This is a genomic window from Polyangiaceae bacterium (assembly GCA_020633205.1).
Taxonomy (GTDB): domain Bacteria; phylum Myxococcota_A; class Polyangia; order Polyangiales; family Polyangiaceae; genus JAHBVY01.
Genome location: JACKEB010000014.1, coordinates 69,140 through 91,573 on the forward strand (window position 1 = coordinate 69,140; position 22,434 = coordinate 91,573).

Here is a 22,434-nt window from a genome sequence, read left to right on the forward strand (position 1 = left end):
TACGGCTTTGGGGCTGAGGGCTCAGCTACCCGCCGTTCAGGAGAAACCATGCGTTACGTGAAGACTCTCGCCACCGCTCTCGTGCTGTCCCTCGCCGCGGCTCCCGCCTTGGCCGCCGTGACCCCGGGAGCACCCGTTGGCCAAGCGGCGAAGCCAGCCGCCAAGAAGGGTAAAGGTGGCGGAAAGGCCAAGCGCTTCGAGCGCGCCGGCATTTCCAAAGAGAAAATGGAGAAGATCAAGGCCGTGATTCAGAAGAACAAGGCCAAGCACAAGGCGATCCGCGAAGAGATGAAGAAGAATCGCCAGGCGCTCAAGAAGCTCCTCGATGCTGACAGCAACGATCAGGCCGCCTATAAGAAGGCGCTCCAAGGCATCGACGCCGCGCAGAAGAAGCAGCAGGCACTGCGTGAGAGTGAGAAGAAAGAGATCGCGAAGATCCTTACCCCAAAGGAAATGGCGAAGCTCCTGGGCGCCCGGCGCGGGATGCGTGGCGGTAAAGGCGGTCGACGCGGTGGTGGCGGTCCTCGCGGTAACGGCGACTTCGACGGCTGAACCCTGACCCCGCCGTCAGCAATGCTGCGAGAGTGAGCAATGCGGGCCTCGGGGCCCGCGCACGATTTGGTCATCCGCACTGTCCTGTGTCGAGCTAACCTAGCGATCTGCCCATGTGGCTCCAACGCTTCGAAGATCTACTTCCGCTGCGTTCGCGGGGTGCATTTCACCTCTACAGCGCGCGTGACCAAGCGGCGCGAAACGAGCCCGTGGTGTTGGTGGTACCAGCGCCGCGGGTGCCCAGCGACCAGGCGCTGTCAGCCCTTAGCCAGCTCGCACGCGCTCATGCATGGTTGCGAGGTCAGAATCAGCGCTTGGACCCGGAGCTCAGCGCGTCGCTGCTGGAGAACGTTCCGGCTTTGGACCTGCTCGACGTCCCGGAGCATCCCGTCGCGCTCGTGCATTGCCACGCGGTAACAAGTTTCGAGGCGCTCGCGGAACAGATGGCGTTTGCAGGGCCGCGCCTGCCCTACGTGGCGGCGACGCATATGGAGCGCCTGTTGTTTCGGCTGCTCAGCGGTGTTGAGTCCTTGAGTGGCGGCGACTCCCCGCCGCTCCACCTGGGTGGCTTCGGCGGGGCCAATGTGCTGTTCGCGTCGGACGGCAGACCTTATGTGTTGGGTTTCGGTTTCAACGTGCTGTTGCTGCGCGAGAACACCCAGCCCTTTGGCTTCAATGACGCGCACTTTGCACCCGAAGTGGCCGCTGGAGCGAAGCCAAGCGGCGGGGCGGATGTGTATGCCCTCACGCAGTTCTTGCGTTCCCTGATCCCCTTGGTCGAGCTGCCGCAGCTCGCGCCGGAGATCTTCGCTGGTGACGGACCGACCAGGGCGGCCGAGCACTTCGGCTGGGCGAGTCAGCATATCCTTGCGGCACCGGCCAGAGAGCGCGCGAGCGCCGCCGAGGCCCTGGATAGGCTCGAGCAAGTCTGGGCCGAGCTTGGCGTCTGCCCTGACCGCGAGCGGTGCGAGACCTACTTCGGCGAGCTGATCCGTAGTGAGTTCGAGCCTGACGCCGGTGAGCGCATCGAGCTGCGAGACGCCGTCGTACTTGGCCCTGAAGCCAGCTGGGTGGTGAACCCCGACGGTGTGAAACACAACTTGAGTTCACGCGCCGCGTTGCGCCGTATCCTCGAGGCACTAGCCAAACAGCGTTTGAGTGGCAACATCCAGGCACTCAGCGTTGGTGACCTGATCGCCGCCGGTTGGCCCGACGAATCCCCAATCTTCGAGGCCGGTGCGAACCGCGTGTACGTCGCCGTATCGGCGCTGCGGAAGCTTGGGTTACGTGACGTGATCGAGCGCTATTCTGGCGGCTATCGCCTCAGCCCCGGCGTCGCAGTGCGCTTCAGCGCGAGCCTTCCAAACTGAACGAGACACACGGGGTTTGCAGAGGCGACCGCTCTGCTCGGGATGTTGCAGACTTGCTCGTCCCTACGTGGCGGTTTGCTCCTGTAGCCCACTTCATGCACAGCGTCGCTGTTTCAGAGCGAGACTCAAACGCTCGTTTGGGATCCATTGTGGGTTCACAGACTCCACGTCGGAAACAACTGAGCCCGGCGCGATCCATTCGCCCTTCGAAGGCAACCTGCTGTGGCTCCTGAATGGCCTGGACCTGTATCGTTGGATAAGGATCTTTAAGCGACCACTCGCCCGTTAGCGGCGTATCCTGAGGCTTCGCTGTCGAAGCGAACGAGGAGGAAATCAATGAAGCTTGCACGTCATCACGCGGCATGGGGTGTCGCGATTGCTCTTGGAGTGACCTTGAGCATCCCCGCCATGTCAGAGCCCAAGACGCCCAAAGAGAAGCTCCAAGCCATGAAGGAGAAGGCGAAGGAGCGGCGTGAGGATCGCAAAGAGAAGCGAGAAGAGAAGAAAGAAGAGCTCAAAGAGAAGCTCGACAACATGACCGACGAAGAGAAGGAAGAGTGGAAGAAGAAGCACGCCGAGAAAAAGGAGGAGCGTGCTGAGGTGCGTGAGGCCTGGAAAGAGTGGAAGGACAAGCGCAAGGAGCGACGCAAGGCACGCCGCGACGAGCTCAAGGAGAAGCTCGGTGACGACTTGAAGCGCCCTGCTGTCAAAGCGGAACTAAAGATCCACGCACGGCGCATGGCCCGCCTCAACCGTATCCGCGTGGTAGCCAAGGCGGAAGGCAAGGACGAGGTCGTGAAGCGCTGCGACACGCTGATCGCCAAAGAGAAGGCGCGTCACGACAAGCACGTCGAGACCTTGAAGGCGAAGAAGGACAACGCGGAGGAGGCGAAGTGAAGCGCGCAATTCTACTCATCGCTGCGGGTCTGCTGGCGCTGGCCTGCAACGAGGACAAGGCAGCCAAGCCTGACGAGAAGCCCGCCGCGGCAACCACCAGCACGGCTGCGGCAACCGGGGAGACGGCGGCGACTGACGACGCTGAAGATATCCCCACGGAAGCAGACTTCGAGGACGAAGCGGAGACGCAGATCACCAGTGCCAACATGGAGAGCGAGCTAGACGCGCTCGAGAAGGAAATCGGAGAGTAGCTCAGGCCTCCGACCCAAAACGAAACGGGCACCCAGCTGGGTGCCCGTTTTGCTTTCTTGCTCCGCCCCTAAAGAGTACGGGCGCTTACAAAGTACAGGCGCTTACAAACAACAGGCGCTTACAAACAACAGGCGCTTACAAACAACAGGCGCTTACAAACAACAGAGGGCGCCGAGATCCACTCGACGCCCTGCTTTGTCCATCGTTCGGCGAATCGCTGACTCGCCTTACCGAACGGTCTGCCGTTTTCGCAGACCGAGTCGAAGTTGGCCGGTTCGCGCCCGAAGACGCGAACCCAGGGCTCACTTCTTCGAGGTCTTCTTCTTCTTGGCCTTCTTCGCGGCCTTGGGCTTCGCACCGCCACCGGAGCTCAGCGCCTTCTCGACCTTCTCTAGCTCACCGCGCAGCTGGCTGGCGCGTGCGAGGAGCACTCCGCGCTTGTCCTCGGACAGCTGCGAGGCCTGGTCCAAATCACCCAGCAGGTTGAAGTGGCCATCGGTGAAGGGCTCCAGGCGACCGAGTGCACGCTCGAAGCGCAGCATGGGCTGCTTGCCCGCGGTGCGCGGGTGCTTCTGGCGTAGCTCGGCGATCGCGAACTCGAGCTCCTGAGTAGAGAGCTGCTCGTCGACAGCGCGCTTGGCCAGGCCCGCCTGGTACTTCTCCTCGACGAGGTCGAGACGCGCGGCGATACCGAACCCGAAGGGGCAGTTCTCCGGGGTGTAGTTCAAGTTGCAGAGCACGCGGTACGCGGCGCAGCAGCGGTGCAGCGTGAGCTTCGTGATGCTCAGCTTCTCCGCTTCCACGATCTCGCGGTTGGATTGGTCCTCAAACTGCTCGAATACGATGCGACCGCACTCGTAGGCATCCTTGAGGGTGAGCGGCTCGACTGGGCGCTTTCGCGCGGCAGCAGGCCATTTGTGTCCGCCTTTTTTCTTGGTTCCCTTCGGCATCGCTGAAACCTAGCTGATTGATCACGGAAAGACTAGCGGAAGGTTGCATACGGAATCGTCTGCGGAACCGATTTTGGAGGCCACGTCTTTTCCATGCGGTCTCAGCTCGGACGCTGTTGTGCGGTCATGCGTGACCCAGGGCTTGGTTCCGCGTGTGAAAAGACAGGCGTTTCCGCTGGTCGGTCCGTGCGGAGGATTTGCGGGATATTCCGAATAGCGCGATCAGAGCGCTGGCTTGCCCCTCGGGCTCGAGGCGTTTCCGGGCGAAATACGAGTCCGCCGTGAAGTTCGCTGCGCGGGAGGGAGCGCCGAGCCACGACCGGAGGCCCGAGTTGGCTTCCGCGCGGCGGAAGCGCTTCCGTGAGCAGGGTCCTATCCGGGAGGCCGAACGACGGGCGCCGCGGAACCCAGAAAGCGCGCTTTGCCCCGCGTTTCCGGCCCGGAACACGCTGCTCCCCACGCTTCATGAAGCGGCGTTGGCGTTTCCGCTGGGGACTGGGAATAGACCGCGCACACGCCGGGTTTGCGTCGTTTCCCTGCTGTACCGGCCGAGTCAGCGACTCAGCCACACGACAAGGTGGGTGATTGGCGTAGCGCCGAGCCGATGGTGGTCGGACGTAGGGCCTAGCCAGCCGGAACGTTGTCGTAGATGTCGCGCGGGCGCGTCGCTTCGAGGACATCCGCGGGGATTTGGGGCGTCGCTCCAGGGAATCCGACCACGGCAGCCGCGTAGCGAGACGCCGCCTCCCCCGCCTGCTGCAGGCTGCTCCCCGCCACCAAATGCGCCGTGAGCACCGCCGTGTAGGCGTCTCCAGCCCCAACCGCGTCGATGGTCGTCCCCGAGAGGGGAAACGGCGGGATCTGGATGCACGAGCGTGCGGTGTGAAGCTCGGACCCTTGAGCATCTAACGTGAGGGCGACGATCTCGGTTCCGCGCGACAGGAGCCAAGCACAGACATCCTCGATTCCGTAGATCTGGCGCAGCGTCTCGGCTTCCTTGGCGTTTAGCTTAATCACGTTAGCCAGCGCCACTGACTGCTCGATCGCCTCCGGGCTCGCCCAGGGTTGGCGGATATTCAAGTCACACACGCGGAAGCGCGCCGCGCTGAGCGCCACGGCTTCACGCAGGGTGGTGAAGCCGAGAGGTGTTCGCTGGGCCAACGTTCCAAAAACCAGGGCGTCTGCCTGCTGCAGCAGGCTGCGCAGTCCGTCGTCGAGTTCGATGCGGTCCCAGGCTGCCTGGCCCGCGATGCTGAAGCGTGGCTGGCCCTTCTCGATTCGAACCTGGACGCAGCCGGTTGGCGACTCAGCGTCGACCTGCACGTTGCTTGTATCCAGACCACGCGCGGCGAGCGCCTCGATCGCTGCGGTTCCCAACTCATCCTTGCCCACCCGCGTGACGAGGTGTGTTGCGCAGCCCAGCTGGGCAAGGTGCACCGCGACGTTGGCTGCACAGCCACCGAGCAAGCGTTCTTGCTCGTAGAGATCCCAAAGGGTCTCACCCCAGGAGACAATCCGCCGCGTCATGGGTTGCGACGCGAGGTTTAGCAGCTGATTGGGGTGACTTGGTAGGTGACTGGTCCGCCTGTGAAGCCCGAAACCGTTACCGTGTAGGACTCGCCGACGCTCGCAGACCAGCTCTTGGTGATGCTGATGGCCTTCAAGCTGCCGTAGCCGCCGGTGAGAGCCGTCACGTTGACGGGCATGTTCATGCCATCTGAGTCACGGGTGACACTGACGCTCGCGCCAGAGAGGCTGTTTTTATGGTGGAAACTCCAGGCCCACCCAAAGACGGAGACCGGTGCGAACCCAGGAGGAGGCCAGGAGACCCAGTCCGGGTTGGGACCACCGCCGTTGCTGGCGAACACGCCTAGGCACTGGGCGTCACCGTACTGGCCGCCGCCAGCGTAGTAGCCGATGCCCACGGGCCCGAGCGGCGGGTTGAAGATCCAGCGGCGGTGTCCCAACGAGGCCACGCCGTTGTCCTGCACGAACTGGTCAATCGCGTTGGCTGGGTGCCGGGGACCCCAGGCGAGATTCGAGGAGCCCGTGCCCGTTGCACCCGCCGCCGTGTAGCACGTCGCGCTGCTCGGGGGATTGTGGGGATCCGGGACGGTTCCGGGAGGATTCCAAGAGGCGAGCACGGCGCACCAGCGCCCCGTTTCGTCTGCGGTAGGACTGTCTGCGCTGGGACCTAGGCCAATCAGCCAGCGGAAAGCGTTCAGGCGTCGAACCGTGTCATTCAGTCCGACGCGTGAAGTAGTGCCCGGATCACACTGACTGCCGCCGGACGTCCAGGGGCTGGCGTCGTCCACCTGATGACCCCAGTTCCACATATCGCACACCGCCTGCTGCGAGTGTCCTGCCGGATCCCCGGGGAGATTGGGAGCGCAGCTCCCGCCACTGGCCGTCCAACCCGGGAGACATTTGCACTGGCTGTCCGCTGGATCACAGTACTCGGTCGTTCCGCAAGTCACGCCCTGGCAAGGTCCCACTGAGGATGTGCCGCCTTGGCTTTGACCACTCGAGCCGCCGTTCGTGCTGCTGCCGCCATTGCCCGCGCCTCCGTTTGCGCTGCCTCCAGTGGTCGCCGAGCCGCCATTCGCGCCGCTGCCACCAGCCGCGCTGCCGCCGTTGCCACCGGCGTTAGTGCCCCCGTTCGACGTGCCACCGGTCGTGCCTGACCCGCTGTCTCCTCCCGTCGCGCTGCCGCCAATGCCGTTTCCGCCAACGGCGCTTCCGCCCGCCACATCGCTGCCGCCGTTGCTCGCGCCGGAGCCGCCGTTTGCGCTGCCTCCCGCGCCGCCCTGGCCTGCGGCGCCACCACTGGCTTCTTCGAACTCAAGGGAGTCATAGTCGAGCAGGTTGCTGCAGCCGCAGGTCAGTAGCGCGCCAAGCGCAGTGTAGAGCCCAAGTCGCCGCGTCATCAGAACCTCCCCGAGACCCAGACCGAGTCCACACCAACGCCCGCTTGAACGGGACCCTGCTCCGTCTCACTGGGTGCGAGCATCAAGAGCACGACTCCCGTCACGAGCCCTGCAGTGCCTACCCCGAAGCCGATCGTGGAGAACAACGCCTGCTGTTTGCCATCGTCGTACTTGGATTTTAAATCCGCGGGGCAACGATCTTGCACGCAAGCGTCCCCAAGGTCGTTGCGAGTGCTCCTCGCCTGTAGACCAAAGTAGCTTCCCAGAGCCACGCCAACTATCCCTACCCCCAGGCTCACATAACCAAGCGGCTTCGCCAGGGACGTTGACTCCTCCTTAGGCTCCGCTTTTGGGGGTGAGGTGCTCTGTTTGGCCACTGATGTCAGCTCGATCGACGCCGTTTTGCTCTCGCCCTCTTTGAGCTCGAGCTCGAGCTCGAAGTCCTCGAAGCCATCCGCCGTGGCACGCACCTTGTGCGTACCGGGATCCACTAGCTGAGCCTCGCTCGGCTGTGTGACGCTAGCGCCGTCTAGCTCGAGTTGACCCGCGAAGTCGCCAGGGAGCTCGAAAGCGATCTTGGGAATGCGCTGAAGCAGCTCATCAAGCTCTTTCTGTGCGCTCTGCTTCTGACCCTTGCTCGCTTTGTCGTCGCTCAACACGTGATCGAGTTCCGCCTTTGCCTCGAGGAAGCGCCCCAGCCCAGCTTTGGCCCGAGCGAGGCGACGCCGGTTGGCTGAGCTGTCGACGTGGCCCCCCGACTCTTCGTAGGCCTCGAGGGCTGCCTGGAAGTCGCCACGCTTCTCCGCAGCGCGCCCCTTCGCGGCCGCCTTGTTAGCCGCGGCAATCTCCTTCCAGCTCGGCTTCGCGGAGGCGATCGGCGCAACGGCCAGCACGCCCAGCAGCGCGCCCGTCAGCAAAGTCGTGCGGAAATGGCCCGCGTGGCCGAGCGTGCTCCCGAACCGTCCACCACCCCTGGAACGTCGTCTCACTCTCCAAGCTTCCGGGAGCGCTTCGGGCAGTGCAAGGTCATCTGGCCTCTAACTGCTTGCGCTTTCGCTCACTCGCGCGACTCGGCGTCGGGATGACCTAGCACCAAATGTGGGCGCCGGGGCACTGAGGTGGGCAATCCCTGCATCGTCACGGGAGCTTTCTAGACACGCGACAACCCGTCGGCTTCTGGCGATACGGCTATTTCCAACGCGAGGCGGAGCCGAGGTCGCTCACGGCGTTGAAACCTGCCTGCTGAAGGACGCGCCGAGCGCCCCGGCTGCGCATCCCACTGGCGCAGTAGACCACGATGGCCTGCTCTTTCGGCTCGAGCTCCACCGCGCGCTTTCCGAGCTCGTGCAATGGAATGTTGATCGCGCCCGGTAGATGCCCAGCGTTGAACTCTGCCGTGGTGCGCACATCAACCAGCAGCGCGCCTTCGGAGACCAGGCGTTGGGCATCTTCGGGTTTGATCTGATCGCGGCGCATCATCAGGCGCATCACGAGCCAGGCGAGCACCGCACCCAGAGCGGCGTATAGGATGGGGGAGTTCATGAGCCGTATGTCGGACCGAGAGCGCCCTTCAGGCGCGCGTCGATCGCCTTAACCTGGGCGATAAACTCATCCAGTCGCTCGCGCAAGGCTTCGCTGTCATCGAGACGCTGTGTCGCAACCCGCACGAACGGCACCAAGGTTTGCTCCATGATCTGGACCTGCATCGCGAGCAGCTCGTCGATGCCTGGTGGCGGATCGTTGCGAACCGTGAGCGCCACCTTTGGTTCCGCCAGGCGCTCCAGCGACTGGTTTAGCGCCTGAATATGGCCCTCCACCCACTCGAGCTTGCTGGGTGTGTCTCTGGACGCCGTCGCCTCGCGAATGCTCTCACGGATCGCGATCAACTGCTCACCGAGGCTGCTCAGTTGGGACGTGACGCGTACCACCGGGTCAGTCTCCGAACCCCCAAGCGCCAGGTGCTTCTTGAACCCAGCCTTGATCTCCTCCCAGCGTTGGGCAGCTTCAGGTTTCAGCGTGCCTCGGAGTTCTGCCAGCTTGAGCAGGTTGTGTTCCGCTCCGGTTGTCAGCGTCTGCGCTTCGCCAGAGTAGTGAACCTCCACCAACGACTGCAGCTCCGCCTCGTTCATCGCACTCACCACCTTCTCGGCGAGCTTGTTCATGTTGCGGTAGCTGCCCTGAAGCTTGAAGGAGGGTTCCGTGCGGAATTTGTCGTCCATGGACGCCGAGGCGATGTACGCCTGGTTCACCTTGAGCAATATGCCTTGAACCTTGAATAGGCGCGTCAGCACGGCTTTGATCTCGCCGATCTCGACCGCGGAGTAGCCGTGCTCCAGCTCCGACGCCGGTACTTCCTCTCCTTGCGCCATACGGATGAAGGCGTGCAGGTCCCGCGTGGAGCGGCTGGCCAAGGGCGCCAGCACCGGGTTCGAGGTCACCGCGTTCTCGATGTAGCTGAGCGCGAATACGTCGTCTTTGCCTTCCAGGATGTCTCCCAGGTTGTACGTATCCGCGCGGTTCGAAAGCATATCCGGGATCTGGAACTTTTCCCCAGATTCCGTGTACGGATTGCCCGCCATCACCACGCAGAAGCGCTTTCCGCGCAGGTCGTAGGTGCGAGTTCGGCCTTGCCACACGCCTTCGATACGCCGCTGCGCATCGCAGAGTGAGATGAACTTCTGTAGCAGCTCCGGGTGCGTGTGCTGGATGTCGTCCAGGTACAGCATCACGTTGTTTCCCATCTCGAGCGCGAGGTTGATCTTGTCTACCTCCTGGCGTGCGGTCGCGTTGGGGGCCTCGCTCGGATCCAGGCTGTGCACTCCGTGCCCCAGGGCGGGACCGTTCACCTTCATGAACACCAAGCCTAAACGGCTGGCGACGTACTCCATGAGTGTGGTCTTGCCGTAGCCTGGCGGAGAGATCAGCAACAACAAGCCCATCAAGTCCGTGCGCTTGTTGTCCCCTGCCGCGCCGAGCTGCTTCGCGAAGTTGTCGCCAATCAGCGGGAGGTACACTTCGTTGATCAGCCGGTTGCGCACGAAGGAGCTGAGCACCTTCGGCTTGAACTCATCCAGGCGTAGCCGGCGTCGTTCTCCATCGAGCAAGTTCTGGCGCGCGGTGCGGTAGGCGCGGAAGCGCGGCACTTGCACCGCGAGGAAGCGGCCAAGACGTCGCTCGAACTCCGATATCGACAGCTGGAGCTTACCCTCCACGATTCGCGGGTGATCGCCGAGCAAGCCCTCCACGATGCACTCGGTCAAGGCGCTGCTGGCCCGGTAGTCGAGGATGCGCTCGGAGAGCACGAGCACGGAGGCTTCCAAGATATGTTTTCCCGCGCCGCCCTTTTCAAGCTCGGGGAGCTTGCTCGCGAAGGCGCTGAGCCAGGTGCGTACAGTGACGAGCTGTGCTTCGGGCTCGTACTCCAGTTCCCGCACATCGGCTTCGAAGGCACTGCGCGCGCCGCTATCTTCGAGTGCCGTCAGGAAACTCCGCCGGAGCTGCTCCGCGCCCGGGCTCGAGACGAAGCTTGGGGTCTCCCCCGCCAGCTCTTCCGCCAAGTAGCCGCCCGCCAGCTCGCTCAACTCCTCCGGGCCGACCCGCCGAGCATGCCGATAGAACTCGGCAATTTCAGCGCCCAGCTCCCGGCCTAGCTCCTTCAGGCCGTGGTCGTCGCCGAGTTGACGCTGCAGCCGACCGAGGCTCGCCGCCCTGCGTGCGTAAAGTGCGCGCTTCCGACCGCGCTCGTCAGAGCCTTCGCTAGCTGCGCGCTGGGAGTGAAGGTTCGCCCAGTACCACGCGGCAAGGGCGCGGGCATCGGCATCGTAGCGGAGCAGACCTGCCGATTCACTGAGGCTCAGGGCAGCCTGCAGGATGAGCGCGGTGTCCGCGTCGTGGAGCCCACGTTCGTAGCCTTCGTCGTAGCGTGCGGCAGCCTGCTTGCGGACCAGCTCTTCGAGGCCGCCGTCGCTGAGCTGGGCTTCTCGTAGCGCCGCCAGAGACAGCCCGCCCTCACCATTGCGAGCTTGGTGGAGGACGCTCGCCGCGAGGAACTCGCCTCGGTACACCTCGGGCGTTTCACTGATCAGTTGTTGATGCCAGCAGTCTTGGTACTCGTTGAAGGCCTCATCTGCGATTGCCTCGCGGAAGTCAGTTCCTGAGAGGGCGAGCGCCATTCCGTCCTCGGAGCTATTGCCGAGCGGCAGCAGGCTGAGTTCGATGGCTTGAGTGTTGACGGCGAATCGGTGCTTTCCGAGCTTGATCAGTTGGGCGCCGTCTTCGAACAGCTCCTGACGGTCCCTGAGGCCGCGCAACGCATCTTGCCGCGCCTGCTTCAGGCGCGAGGTAAGCTCTTCGGCTTTGGGCGCTTCGCCCAGCTCGGCGAGACGCGCCGCCAGATCGCGCACCTTCATCACCATCGGGTCGCTGGCGAAGTAGGCATTCAGCGCATCGTCATCGCCGAACGCCTGTCCACGCCGCGCGACGCTGCTCAGGATGCGCTCTGCTGCAGAGACCAGGTTCTGGGCGCGCCGCTGGCGCTCGTCTAGGAGGTGCTGCTTCTTCTGGTTGAATGCTTCGTAGATCTCGTCACGCTTCTGCGCCAGCTCGGCGACGAAGTCGTCGAATTCGCTGAAGCGCGCTTCCAGCTCTTCCAGCTGGATCATCAGTCGCGAAAGCTGCTCGTCGCAGCCGTCAGGCGTTTCCGCAAGGCTTAGGCTGCTCTGCACGTTCTGTCCAAGCAGCTTGAACTGCGCAGCGAATTCCGCGCGCCCCTCGGCGCTCTGCAGTGCTTTCTTTTTGTTGTGGAGCGTGGCGCGGACGCGGTTCAGCGTGGCGAATACCTCGCTAATGCGCTCGAGGATCTGCGTGCGCTGGGTCGGATCCTCGACCTCGAGGCTGCCCACGACTTCGCTCATCAGCGTGAGCCCCTCGCTGGTGGTCTCCAGGCGCTCACTGAGGGGCTTGAGCTCCGGCGTCTTTTCTACCGTCGCGATCCCTTCCAGCAACTCCGCGAGCTGAGTCTGAAGGGGCGCGAGGGCCGCCGCATCGAGCAGGAAGCCGACCGTCGCTTGACTGAGCCGGTCGAACTGCTCGACGCACTCCTGCTCGAGTTCGTCCACGCGGGCGGTGTCAATGTAGCGAAGCTCCCGCAAGCTGATCAGGTGACCCCGTTGGTTCCTGAGCTCCGTCAGTCCTTGCATGAACTGCTCGATGGCATTGAACGAATCCGGGCGGATTCGAGCCTCGAGGGCCTGCTGTTTCTCGAGCGCCTCCGCAAGCGCAGCTTGGGCGCGCTCCTTGATCGCAACGACCTTGTCGAACTCATCGACGATCAGCTCGGCGGTTGAGCGGAGCTCGCCGAGCACCGGTCCCAGAGCGCCGAGCTCCTCCTGACCCAGCCAGTAGTAAGTGTCATTGGTGCGCGTGATGGCGCGGATCAGGTCTTCGTAGATCTGCCGGGTAGGTGTCGTCTCAATCGCCATGCGCGAGAGGCTCAAACAATCACTGATGCCTCGCACCAGCTCCGCGTTGCCGACCTTGCCGAGCGGACCACCCTTTACGGGTTGCTTCGCCGCGTGCTCGATCGAAACGAAGGGCGTCTGCCAGAACTGCATCGGGTGCACCCGCGTAGGCTCCTCGGAGCTCTGGCGGAACACGACCATGCGGCCGTCTTCGAAGAGCGAATACCCGCTGCATACGATGGGGTTTTGTACTTCCTTGCGGATCAGGTTGTAGGAGAACAGCGCATACACGCCCTGTTCGCGCTCATGAAAGATGTAGAGCACGTCTTCGCCGTTTGGCGAGCGCACGCTGCGCTCGAAGAGGAAGCGCTCGTAGTCTCCTTCGAAGACTTTGTGTTGACCGTCCATCAGCACATAGCCACCGGGAAAAATCACACCGTGATCTTCCGGCAGCTGGACACACGCGGCGCCGATGGCGTCGACTCGCACCACTTTGTGGGTACGCGTCGCAAAGACCAGGTAGCGAGGTTGGGTCTCGCCGTAGGGGATCATCCTGAGCAACACCAGGTGCCCAAGCATCGCGTAGGAGATGCTTGCGTCGTCCAGGCTCTGCCGTGGATCATCCACAGGCTCCGCGTAGATGCCTTGACCGGTCTCGGTGTTGTTCTCGACCTTGATCGTCAGATCTCCGTCCACACACTCGACGAAGACGACGTTCTCGATGTTGACGTGAGGATGCCGGCCCTTGACGTGCTGCTCCCGCGTCGTCTCACGCCACGTGAAGTCGTGGCTCTTGGGGAAGACGTGGTCCCGTTCTCCGCGATTGTCGATGTACGTCGCGTGCCCGCCGGAGTCCAAGCCCCAGCGGAAAACGCGCTTGTCGTCCACGCTGGCGCCGGTTTGGAAGACCGCGAGGAGCTTCGACTCCGAGCGCGTCAGTTGAATCAGCTTTGCGTCCTTGTAGTACGTATACAGCTCGAGGAACTGCTCCACGAAGCGCGTATCCTCGAGGAAAGAACGTGCGTGTTCCCCCTTGCCAATCGCGGAGACGTCAAAGCCTTCTCCGGTGCGCATGAAGCGATGGAGGCTGAATACATCTGCGACTTGCGTTTCCGTGCGCAAGCCAATGAAGACGTTGTAGCCGAATAGCAGTTGGCCTTCGACCATCACGATATCGCGGGGAACGCAGTTGTTCTCGGTGCGTACGCGCTCATTGCCGACTACTGCGAGTTCTTGCCCGCCGAAGGCCGCCCGACGCTCGGTGTTTAGCGCCTCAGCCCCTTGCGCCAAGCGTTTGGCTTGCTCCACCAGGCGCGTCCGGATGAGCTCGTAGCTTCCGCCTTCGAGGTCGCGCTGGTTTTCTGGCGTGTCGTCAGCCATCGATTCGTCATCCGCCCACGCGGGAGACCGCGTGGGCTAATCCTTCGGATGTCTCGAGTTTGGGGGTGAGGCGCGGCGAATGGGCCACGCCAGGCTCGTCAGCCGAGGCCCAAATCCTTGGCGTGTTGCACCAGCTGCTCCACCTTGGGGCGCTGCACATGGTCCAGCTCACCCATCAGCTTATGCAGCGCGCCGACGATCGAGAGGTTCTTGAGCGCCTCGGTGTTGAAGCCGGGGCTGGCCAGGATCTCCTTTACGTCGCCGCGAAGGCTGGCGTCGCCCTCCAGGTATTCCCGCACGGAACTCTTCAGGAGCTCGCTCTGGTCTACGGCGCCATCCACCGCGGCGCCCAGGCTCACCGCCTTGAAGAAGCGATCGAGGAACTGTCCGTCGCCACCCACGATATTGATCTTCGCGTGCTCCATCGCGGAGCCCATGACGTCGGCTTGCCTCTCGGCGACCGCGACGCGGCTCTGGATGGCTGCGAGTGCCAGCTCCTTTTGCTGTTCCAGGCGGATTCGGTACTCCTCGTGGGCGCGGCTCTCGGGGTCGAGTGCCTTCATCGCGCCGGCCTTTTCCTGCAGGCCCACCGCCTCTGCGGACATCTTCTCGCGAATGGCCACGGCTTGAGCTGTGCCGAGCTTCTCGGTTGCGGCTGCGTCCGCTTCCTTGACCTTGGCATCTGCGAGGCCCTTGCTCTCGGCGCCTTGTGCTTCCGCAAGGAACATCTGACGAGAAGCGTCTGCGTTGGCCTTGCCTTGACGCTCGATGGCTTCGGCCTCTGCGTTCTTGAGCTTGATCTCCACCATGCCCTTCTCTTCCAGTCCGCGCGCTTCGGCCTGAGCCGTTTCGAGGGCGACCCGGGCGTTGGCCGTGCCGAGCTTCTCCACGGCGACGGCATCGGCTTCCTTCACCTTGACGTTCGCCAAGCCTTGGGCCGCGGCCTCGGCCTGGATGCCTTCCGCGAGCCGGATCTTGGCGCGGGCCTGCTTGTCGGAGGCTTCGAGGTCTGCCTCCGCTAGGGTCAGCGTGCGCTTGGCGGTGTGCTTCGCGACCTGCTCGTCCGCCTCGGCTTCCTTCACCTTGTGGGTGACCTTCTCCTGAGCAGCTGCTTCAGCGGCGATCACCGTGGACTCCTTGAGGCGCTTGGCTTCCGCCACCACCCGCAGGTCCTTGATGCGCTCTTCCTCCTCAGCCACGCTCTTCTCGACCGCGATCCTCGCGGCAATGACGTCAGCGATCGCCTTGCGTTCGACTTCCAGCGCCTTCTCCTTCTCGATGCGCTGGAGTTCCACTTCCCGCTCGCGCCCAATGGCCTCGAGGGCGCGTTCCTTCTCGACGCGCTCGCTCTCGACCGCGATCACGCGTTCGCGGTTCTTTTGGGCGACCTCGACTTGCCGCTGCTTGTTCTCCGCCTGAACGGAGACTTCCTCTTCTTGCTTCAACCGAGCGAGTTCGTGCTTCTTGCGCTCTTCAGCTTGAACCTTGAGTGTCTCTGCTTCTTCGCGCGCACGCAGGGTGGCGATCTCGCGGGCCTGCTTGGCCTCTGCGTCCGCCTGTTGGCGCTCGAGCTCCAGGATGGCCTCTTGAGCCTCGACGTTCTGCTTCTTGATCGCCTTGCGCTCCTCCTGTTTGAGAGAGTTCGTCTTGACGTTCATGTGCGCGGTGATCTCGGTGATCTTGCGGATACCCTGGGCGTCGAGGATGTTCGACGGATCCAGGGACTCGAGCGCCGTTTGCTCCAGGTAGTCAATCGCCGCGTCTTCCAGCACGTAGCCGTTTAGGTCTTTGCCGATGACTTCGATGATGCGGTCGCGGAACTCTTCGCGCTTCGTGTAGAGCTCTTCGAACTCGAGCCACTTGCCGACCGTCTTCAGCGCTTCGCCGAACTTTGCGTTGAACAGTTGCTCGAGAGTGTTTTGCGAGCTGGCGCGCTCGCAACCGATTGACTGTGCGACCTTGAGCACGTCCTCAGCGGTCTTGTTTACCCGCACGAAGAAGGTAACCTTAATATCTGCGCGGATATTATCTGCGCAGATCAGGCCTTCCTGTCCCCGCCGGTCGAGCTCGATGGTCTTTACGGAGATGTCCATCACCTCCGCGCGGTGGAACACCGGGATGACCACCTTGCCCGTGAATGTCACGGTCGGCTCTGCGCGCATGGTGTTGACGATCAGCGCCTTGCCCTGATCCACCTTGCGATAGAAGCGCGTGATGATCAGTAGGGAACCGACCACAAACACCAGTAGGGCACCGGCCCCGGCCAATAGCGTTGAAAGTTCGAAGTTCATCGCATTTCCTCACTCTCGCCCCGTGGCGCCATCCGGCGCACGGCTCAGTACCAGGAGCACCTGGAATCAGCCTTCTTGGTGTTTCCGCGGAGAAGCTCCAAGCAGCTCGTCCACCGGCTCAACTTCATAGCTGCCGGTTTCATCGTCTACCGAAATGATCATCACGCGCTGGCCGCGTCGCAGCTCGGTTGCAGGATCGCAGCGTACCTCCAACAGCAGCGCGTGCTCGTCCTCGTCGAGCAGCGCCTGACCGTACTTCCTGTCCACGCGCCCAGTGCGCACCGTCACGATCTCACCCACGAGCTCTTTGCGGCGCGTGGCTTGATGCGTGTGGAAAAGCGGAGCCAGGGGAACGACGCTGAGCTTCGTGAGCAAGAAGCTGACGACCAAACTCAGCAACAGTAGGAGCGTCGCGGCGATTCCCGGATTCAGGAAGTTGACGTGCGGAATTAGGTAGTGACTACCGAGGTGGCACAGCAACCAGTTGTAGAACGTCAGCAGCGACACCACGACCGTCACCGGCACCTGTCGTAGGCGGAACGCGCTCGGCGCTTCTGCGGCGTCCATCGCGTCGAGGTGGTGTCCGTCGATCTCCAGCGCGTGATCGTGGCCTCCCAGTAGATCCAAGCCCACGGCACCGATGATCACGAGCAGCCAGTACAGCAGCATCGCGACCATCAGCGCGCTGAAGATCACCGTCGGGTAGCTGAGGCTAGCTGCGAGGAATTCCTGCATCTCTGGTTGGCAACGTTTGAAGGCCGCGGGTGATCTCGGAGCGGTCTCCGATTTCGCGCCCGGCAGGCGCGAAGAACAACAATTCGACTTCGCTCCGTCGATTCCCTTGGGCCCGGCTGGGCCTCATTGCGATCTACGGTGCTAGCGCCGACACCGCCCCCAAGCGCAGGGGGCGCTGAGGCTGCCATAAGGCGAGGCGCAGGAACACCAGAGTGGTGATGAACCAGCGAATCCGCACGTTTCCTCGGCGGATATTTTTTGAAAGCGAGCCGTCCCGGGTCGTGCGGACACCACGGCTCTGGACACTACACCGCAGGCTCGAGCCTCACCCGGATCTTCAACGTCGATTTCAGCAGTGAATCGGCGCACACGCGCTTGACAGAGACGCCGAACGGACACAGCGCGTAGGCGGAGCACCTCCCCCCCACAGGAAAGGCTGCGGCATTGGTTCGAGGACCAGAACCAAGGTGGGCCTCCCTTGCCTACGGAAGGTTGCCGCGGGGAAATGTGGGCCTGGAAACCGGCGCGGCCGAAGTCGACACACGGCGACGCCCTTTCAGTATCAGGTATGCGGGCGACGCACTCCGGAGACAGCGTTCGCGTCGGCGCTCCTTGACCACGATCGCGGCGTGTCGCTCGGTTGCCAGCAGGTTTCGCGACCAGCGCCGTGATCGCGAAGGATTTACCCGTGAGCTTCCACCGGGTGGTCTGCTGCAGGCGGGAGCGTTCCGGTTTCCCGAGCCGGGCCGCGAATGCTATAAACCTAAAATGGTTTGCGGGTCTCTGAAGTGTGGTTCCAGGTTCGCATGGAGCGTTTCGCTGTTGAGCCTCTTGGCCGTGGGGTGCGGTTCGAGCGACAGCTCGGGGCTGCTCGGCGGAGGCTCGGGTGCTCAAGGTGGTGCCGCGGGTAGCGCGGGCACCGCGGGAACTGGTGGGACGACCAGCGCTGGCGGCAGCGGGGGGCAAAGCAGCGGCGGCAGCGCTGGCAACACGACGGGCGGTAGCGCCGGCGCGGCGGGCGCACCCTGCGACCTCTCCGGTAGCTGGGGAAGCTATCTGGAGATCGACGTCGCCTGGACGAACACGATGGTGCTGCAAGCAGGCAACGACAAGATCCGCGTTTGGCTGCTTGGCAACCGCGTGCAGGAGGCAGCGGGCGCGTACGAGACCGTGAACACCTGTGGCATCACGTTGCCCGACTTCCAGAGCAACTTCTTGGGAGGCAACGAGCGCTTCGGTGTTTGGTTCCCCGGGGATGTATTCGACTTGGGAGGCATTCCCATCTTCCGCATCGATTTCTCGGGTGCCTTCGAAATTGGAGGTAGCGTGGAGAGTGCACCGGTTGCTCTGCTCGTGGGTCACACGATGATCGACCCATTGAATGACGCTTGGCCCGCGCTAACCCAGGTCAAGGCGAGCGATCCTGACGCTGACACCAAGCCCGGTCTCACGGGTTTCGCGTCAAAGGGCAACGGCTACTTTCATCCACCGACCGACGCGCTGAAGTTCGAACGTGCTCAGGCGCTTTGGATCGTCAGTCGCACGGTCGCAAAACTCAGCGCGAAGGTTGATTCGTGTGACGCGCTCACTGGTTCCGCAGAAGTGCCGATGATCGCCGGCAAGCCCGGGCTGCAGTCACACATCATCGGCTGTATCAAGGACAACGGCGATCAGTGCAACGCGCAGCAGACCGAGTTTCTTGATACCAATCGCCCCGACTTTCAGCCCGCTAACACAAGCCGTTTCGTATCCCAACGGGTGCCCGCTGGGACGACGTGCGCAGAAGTGCGCGGCTTGTTTCAATAGCGGGTAGTGTCCTGTCTCCGTAGTTCGCTGCAAAACTCGCCCGCCCCCTCTGGGGTGTGGGCGCCCGAGTTTTGCGCCTTCGCGCTACTTTTGAGACGCGGAACGCTGTGTTGATTGTTCGGCGAATCAGAGATTCGCCTCACTAGCCACTGCAGGAATCGCAGCACAAGCAGCCGCGCACCAGCTATCCTGCGGCCCCATGCCGTTGGTGCCCGGACCCCGTCGTGCGAGAGCTGCGATCGTCGATCGCCGCTACGTAGTTCACGACGAAATCGGGGTCGGAGGCATGAGCGTCGTCTATCGAGCGACGGATCTGCTGACCGACCGTGCGGTTGCGCTGAAGTTGCTAGAGCCTCCAACCTCCCAAAGCTCCAAACCGCCGTCGGAGCTGAACCTCGTGCCCACCCTCGTGGGGACCCCGGAGGCCAAGCTGGCGCCCACGGCGCCGGAATTGCCTGAAACCGACACCGGGGGGAGCCCCAAGGGCAAGGCGGCTGGCTACCCATCGGCGAGCCAGCAGCACCTGATTGCGATCGCGAACGAGTTCAAGGTGCTGGCGTCGCTCCGCCATCCCCATGTGATCAAGGTCTATGATTACGGGTTCGATTCAGGTCAACCCTACCTCACCATGGAGCTGCTGGAAGACGCAGTTAACTTCCGCGAGGCAACAAAAAAGCTGCCTCCGTCGGGAAGAGTCGGTCTGGGGCTGCAGTTGCTGGAGGCGCTCGCCTACCTGCATCGCCACGGGGTGCTTCACAGGGACGTGAAGCCGGGCAACGTGCTGGTGACGAGCGGTGGGCAGGTCAAGCTGTTGGACTTTGGGGTCGCTGCGCTGCGGGACGACATCCCGAACTTTGCAGGCACCCTGAGCTACATGGCACCCGAGGTGTACGCTCGTCAGCTCCCCACGGAAGCAAGCGACCTTTTCGCGGTCGGTGTCATGTTGTTCGAGGCGCTCACCGGGCGCTATCCCTTCGACGCATCGAACGCCGAGCGCCTACGCGATCAAATCCTCAACCACACCCCGGAGTTCAGCGTGCTCCTGGATCTGCCAACCCAAGTGAGTGCTGGCGGCGACGAGCGTGCGGTGGATGAGTCGACACAGCTTGCCACGCCGGAGCAGCTAAAGCGCGCGCGCGGTCGCAGGGCGGGGGCCACCAGCAACGTCACGGAAACGACCATTGATGGCGTGCTGCGCCGCTTGATGGCCAAGCGTCCCGAGGGACGCTACTCGAATGCTGCTGCGGTGATTGCCGATCTCAGTGAAGTGACCGGGCGCACCCGGCCGCAGCGTGCGTCCGATGTGCGCGAGAGCTACCTCCAGTCAGCGCGCTTCATCGGGCGTCGCACGGAGCTCGAGCAGCTCGAAGATGCCGTGCGTGCGTTGCAGGCAGGCGTTGGAGGTTTCGTCCTGCTCCGGGGGGAGAGCGGCGTCGGCAAGTCGAGGTTGCTGTCGGAGCTGCGCACCCGCGCCCGCGTGCGCGGGCTGTCTGTGCAGGTGAGGCAGGCGATCGACGGTGCTCAGGCCCCGTATCAAATCTGGCGTGATCCGTTGCGCGCGTTGTTACTCGGTGCGCGCGGCCTCACTGACAATGAGCTCTCTGCGCTGTCCGTGCTGGTGCCTGATGCTGCCCGTTTGCTGAGCCGGCAGATCCCACCGTTCATCGCTCCCGATCCGACCATCGCCCGTGACGCGATGTTTGGTGCCGTGATGGCCCTGCTGGCGAAGCAGGCTGCGCCGCTGCTCTTGATGCTCGAGGATCTGCACTGGATGGGGCCGGAGAGCCAGTCGCTGCTGGAGCGCATTCTCCCGATGACGCTGCGCCTCCCGCTCCTGATTGTGGGTAGCTACCGCGACGACGAGCGTCCAACGCTCGCCAGCGAGCTTGGGGACCCAGACCAACTTTGGCTAGGCAGGCTCAGCGAGCGTGAACTGGCGTCCCTGACCACCTCTGTGCTTGGCGATCGCGGTGGTGACCCTGCGCTGATTGGTTTCCTTGCGGAACAAACTGAGGGCAACGCGTTCTTCGCGGTCGAGGTGTTGCGCGCACTAGCAGAAGAGGCCGGGAGCCTGGAAGCCGTACGCCCGGCGGACGGCCAGGTGATGACGAGCGGGATGGATGGCGTCTTGCGTCGGCGTTTGAACCGCGTTCCGTCGCATGCCTTACCGGTGTTGGAGCTGGCCGCGATTACAGGGCGCCAGTTCGATCTCGAGCTACTCGCCGAGCTCTCCCGGCGAGACGACGTAGAAGACCTCTTGCTTCGTTCGCGTCCGGTCGTGGAGCTGTCGGAAGACCGCTGGCGCTTCAGTCACGACAAGCTGCGGGAAGCGCTCTTGAGCGGTATGCGAGGCGAGCAGCGTCGCGCCTATCACGCGAGCGTGGGGCGCTACTTCGAGGTTCGCATGCAGCAGGATCGGCGCCTCGCGCCGCTTGCTGCCCATCACTTCCGAGAGGCGGGGCTCAGCTCCGATGAGCTACTCGCGGTGAGCGTCGCCGGAGAGCAGCTGCTGCTCGACGGCGCCTATGCCCGAGCCCTCGAGTCCTTGGAGCGCGCAATGGAGCTCCAAAACGTCGTCCCCGAGCTTGAGCAGCGGGACCAGCTGGCGCTGTCGCTCCAACTGAATCTGGGCACTGTTTATTTGGTGACTCGAGGCTTTGCCTCCAAGGAGATGCGCTGGGCGTTCGACCGCGCAGGCGCGCTCGCCAGGCGCGTGGGTGCGCACGAGCAGCTGTTTCGCGTGTTGTTTGGGCAGAGTGTCTCTCACTTGTTCCGTGGGGAATTAAAAGGCGCGAGCGAGCTCGCCGACCAATGCCTGGGTATCGCCAACGAGACCGGGGATGCCGATCTGTTGCTGGAAGCGGAGTTTGCCGTCGGCAACAAGGCGTTTTGGCTGGCGGAGTTCAACCAGGCGGAAGCGCACGTACAACGCGTGTTTGAGCTGTTCAACCCGGAGCGGGTGATGCACCACGTGCAGCTCTTCGCCCAGAACCCGCGGATGACTTGCTTGACCTACGGCGCGTGGAACGCGGCCGTGACTGGGCACTTCGAGCTCGCCCGCGCTCGCGGTGATGAAGCGTGGGCCATGGCTGATGGGATGAACCACGACTTCAGCCGCGCCATCGCTCGGCAGATTCAGGGGATCACCAGTCAGATCCTCGGGGAGCGCGAGAACGCCGGCGTACGGGGAGAGGATTTGCTGCGCCTGGCGGGGGAGTTTCCAATCTATCGCACCACGGGTCAGATGCTCTCTGGCTGGGCGGCGCTCGAAGCGGCTCCGGAACAAGCGCTGGCGGAGATGATGTCTGCGTGGGGCGGGTGGCAAGCGATGGGAGCGGGGCTCGCGGCCAGCTTCTACGGAGTCATGCTCGCCGAGGGGCACTGGCGAGTGCGCGCTTTCAGGGATGGCCTGAACTTCATCGATGTCGTGATCGATGGTGCGCGCTCGCGTCAGGAGCTTGCCTTCGAGAGCGAGCTACTGCGCTGGCGGGGAGAGCTGCTCCACGGCGCGGGTAGCGACGAGGCGATCCCTCAGCTGGTGGCCGCTGTTGACCTCGCCCGCGAGCGTGGTGCACCCGCTTTCGTGTTGTCGGCCTCGACCACTTTGGCTCGCATTCAGGTGGCCAAGGGCGACCGCGTGGCTGCGCGCGCGGCCCTCGAAACCGCGCTCGCCGAGGTGCCTGACGCTGAATCCACGGTTCCGAGTTCCAATGCGACAACAGGGCGCGCTTTGGGTGCCAAGCCCGTTCCGTTGGTGCAGCGTGCCCGCGCGTTGCTCGCAGATCTGCGGTAGGCTCGCTGACTCACGGGGAGCT

14 protein-coding genes are annotated in these 22,434 nt (G+C 63.3%); 6 read left to right on the forward strand and 8 right to left on the reverse strand.

Translation table 11 applies throughout. The features are described from left to right. Positions 1–48: 48 nt before the first annotated feature. The 4 genes from H6718_20355 to H6718_20370 all read left to right on the forward strand — a co-directional run bounded on the left by H6718_20355 (position 49) and on the right by H6718_20370 (position 3,070). Positions 49–552, forward strand: coding sequence for a periplasmic heavy metal sensor (locus tag H6718_20355; GenBank protein ID MCB9587767.1), 504 nt, complete (start codon positions 49–51; stop codon positions 550–552). Positions 553–665: 113 nt separating this feature from the next. Further along, complete coding sequence (locus H6718_20360; protein MCB9587768.1) at positions 666–1,922, forward strand: hypothetical protein; 1,257 nt, start codon at positions 666–668, stop codon at positions 1,920–1,922. Positions 1,923–2,258: 336 nt separating this feature from the next. After that, complete coding sequence (locus H6718_20365) at positions 2,259–2,819, forward strand: hypothetical protein (GenBank protein ID MCB9587769.1); 561 nt, start codon at positions 2,259–2,261, stop codon at positions 2,817–2,819. Beyond that, positions 2,816–3,070, forward strand: a complete 255-nt coding sequence (locus H6718_20370) for a hypothetical protein (protein MCB9587770.1) — start codon at positions 2,816–2,818, stop codon at positions 3,068–3,070. The genes H6718_20365 and H6718_20370 overlap by 4 nt, the downstream gene beginning before the upstream one ends. 303 nt (positions 3,071–3,373) lie before the next feature. Here the strand turns inward: H6718_20370 and H6718_20375 are convergent, their stop codons facing one another. The 8 genes from H6718_20375 to H6718_20410 form a co-directional block, all read right to left on the reverse strand. Beyond that, on the reverse strand, positions 3,374–4,021 hold the full coding sequence (locus tag H6718_20375; protein ID MCB9587771.1) for a hypothetical protein: 648 nt from the start codon (positions 4,019–4,021) through the stop codon (positions 3,374–3,376). Positions 4,022–4,645: 624 nt separating this feature from the next. Beyond that, complete coding sequence (locus tag H6718_20380; protein ID MCB9587772.1) at positions 4,646–5,548, reverse strand: hypothetical protein; 903 nt, start codon at positions 5,546–5,548, stop codon at positions 4,646–4,648. Positions 5,549–5,565: 17 nt separating this feature from the next. Beyond that, entirely contained in the window at positions 5,566–6,948 is a 1,383-nt protein-coding gene (locus H6718_20385) for a hypothetical protein (protein ID MCB9587773.1), read from the reverse strand. Continuing rightward, the gene (locus H6718_20390; GenBank protein ID MCB9587774.1) at positions 6,948–7,937 is read right to left on the reverse strand and encodes a hypothetical protein; all 990 of its coding nucleotides are present in this window, start codon (positions 7,935–7,937) and stop codon (positions 6,948–6,950) included. Before H6718_20390 ends, H6718_20385 begins: the two co-directional genes overlap by 1 nt. Positions 7,938–8,136: 199 nt before the next feature. Continuing rightward, positions 8,137–8,424 (reverse strand): rhodanese-like domain-containing protein, encoded by a 288-nt coding sequence (locus tag H6718_20395; GenBank protein ID MCB9587775.1) that lies wholly within the window; start codon positions 8,422–8,424, stop codon positions 8,137–8,139. A gap of 62 nt (positions 8,425–8,486) precedes the next feature. Beyond that, positions 8,487–13,787: a DNA repair ATPase gene (locus tag H6718_20400; GenBank protein MCB9587776.1), complete on the reverse strand. Its 5,301-nt coding sequence runs from the start codon at positions 13,785–13,787 to the stop codon at positions 8,487–8,489. A 98-nt stretch (positions 13,788–13,885) separates the two neighbouring features. Further along, on the reverse strand, positions 13,886–16,078 hold the full coding sequence (locus tag H6718_20405; protein ID MCB9587777.1) for a hypothetical protein: 2,193 nt from the start codon (positions 16,076–16,078) through the stop codon (positions 13,886–13,888). Positions 16,079–16,144: 66 nt separating this feature from the next. Then, a complete protein-coding gene (locus H6718_20410; protein ID MCB9587778.1) occupies positions 16,145–16,813 on the reverse strand; it encodes a hypothetical protein in 669 nt (222 codons plus the stop codon). 822 nt (positions 16,814–17,635) lie between these two features. Between H6718_20410 and H6718_20415 the strand changes: the two genes are divergently transcribed. Next, positions 17,636–18,619, forward strand: a complete 984-nt coding sequence (locus H6718_20415) for a hypothetical protein (GenBank protein MCB9587779.1) — start codon at positions 17,636–17,638, stop codon at positions 18,617–18,619. Positions 18,620–18,818: 199 nt separating this feature from the next. Beyond that, on the forward strand, positions 18,819–22,412 hold the full coding sequence (locus tag H6718_20420) for a protein kinase (GenBank protein ID MCB9587780.1): 3,594 nt from the start codon (positions 18,819–18,821) through the stop codon (positions 22,410–22,412). The last annotated feature ends 22 nt before the right edge of the window (positions 22,413–22,434 follow it).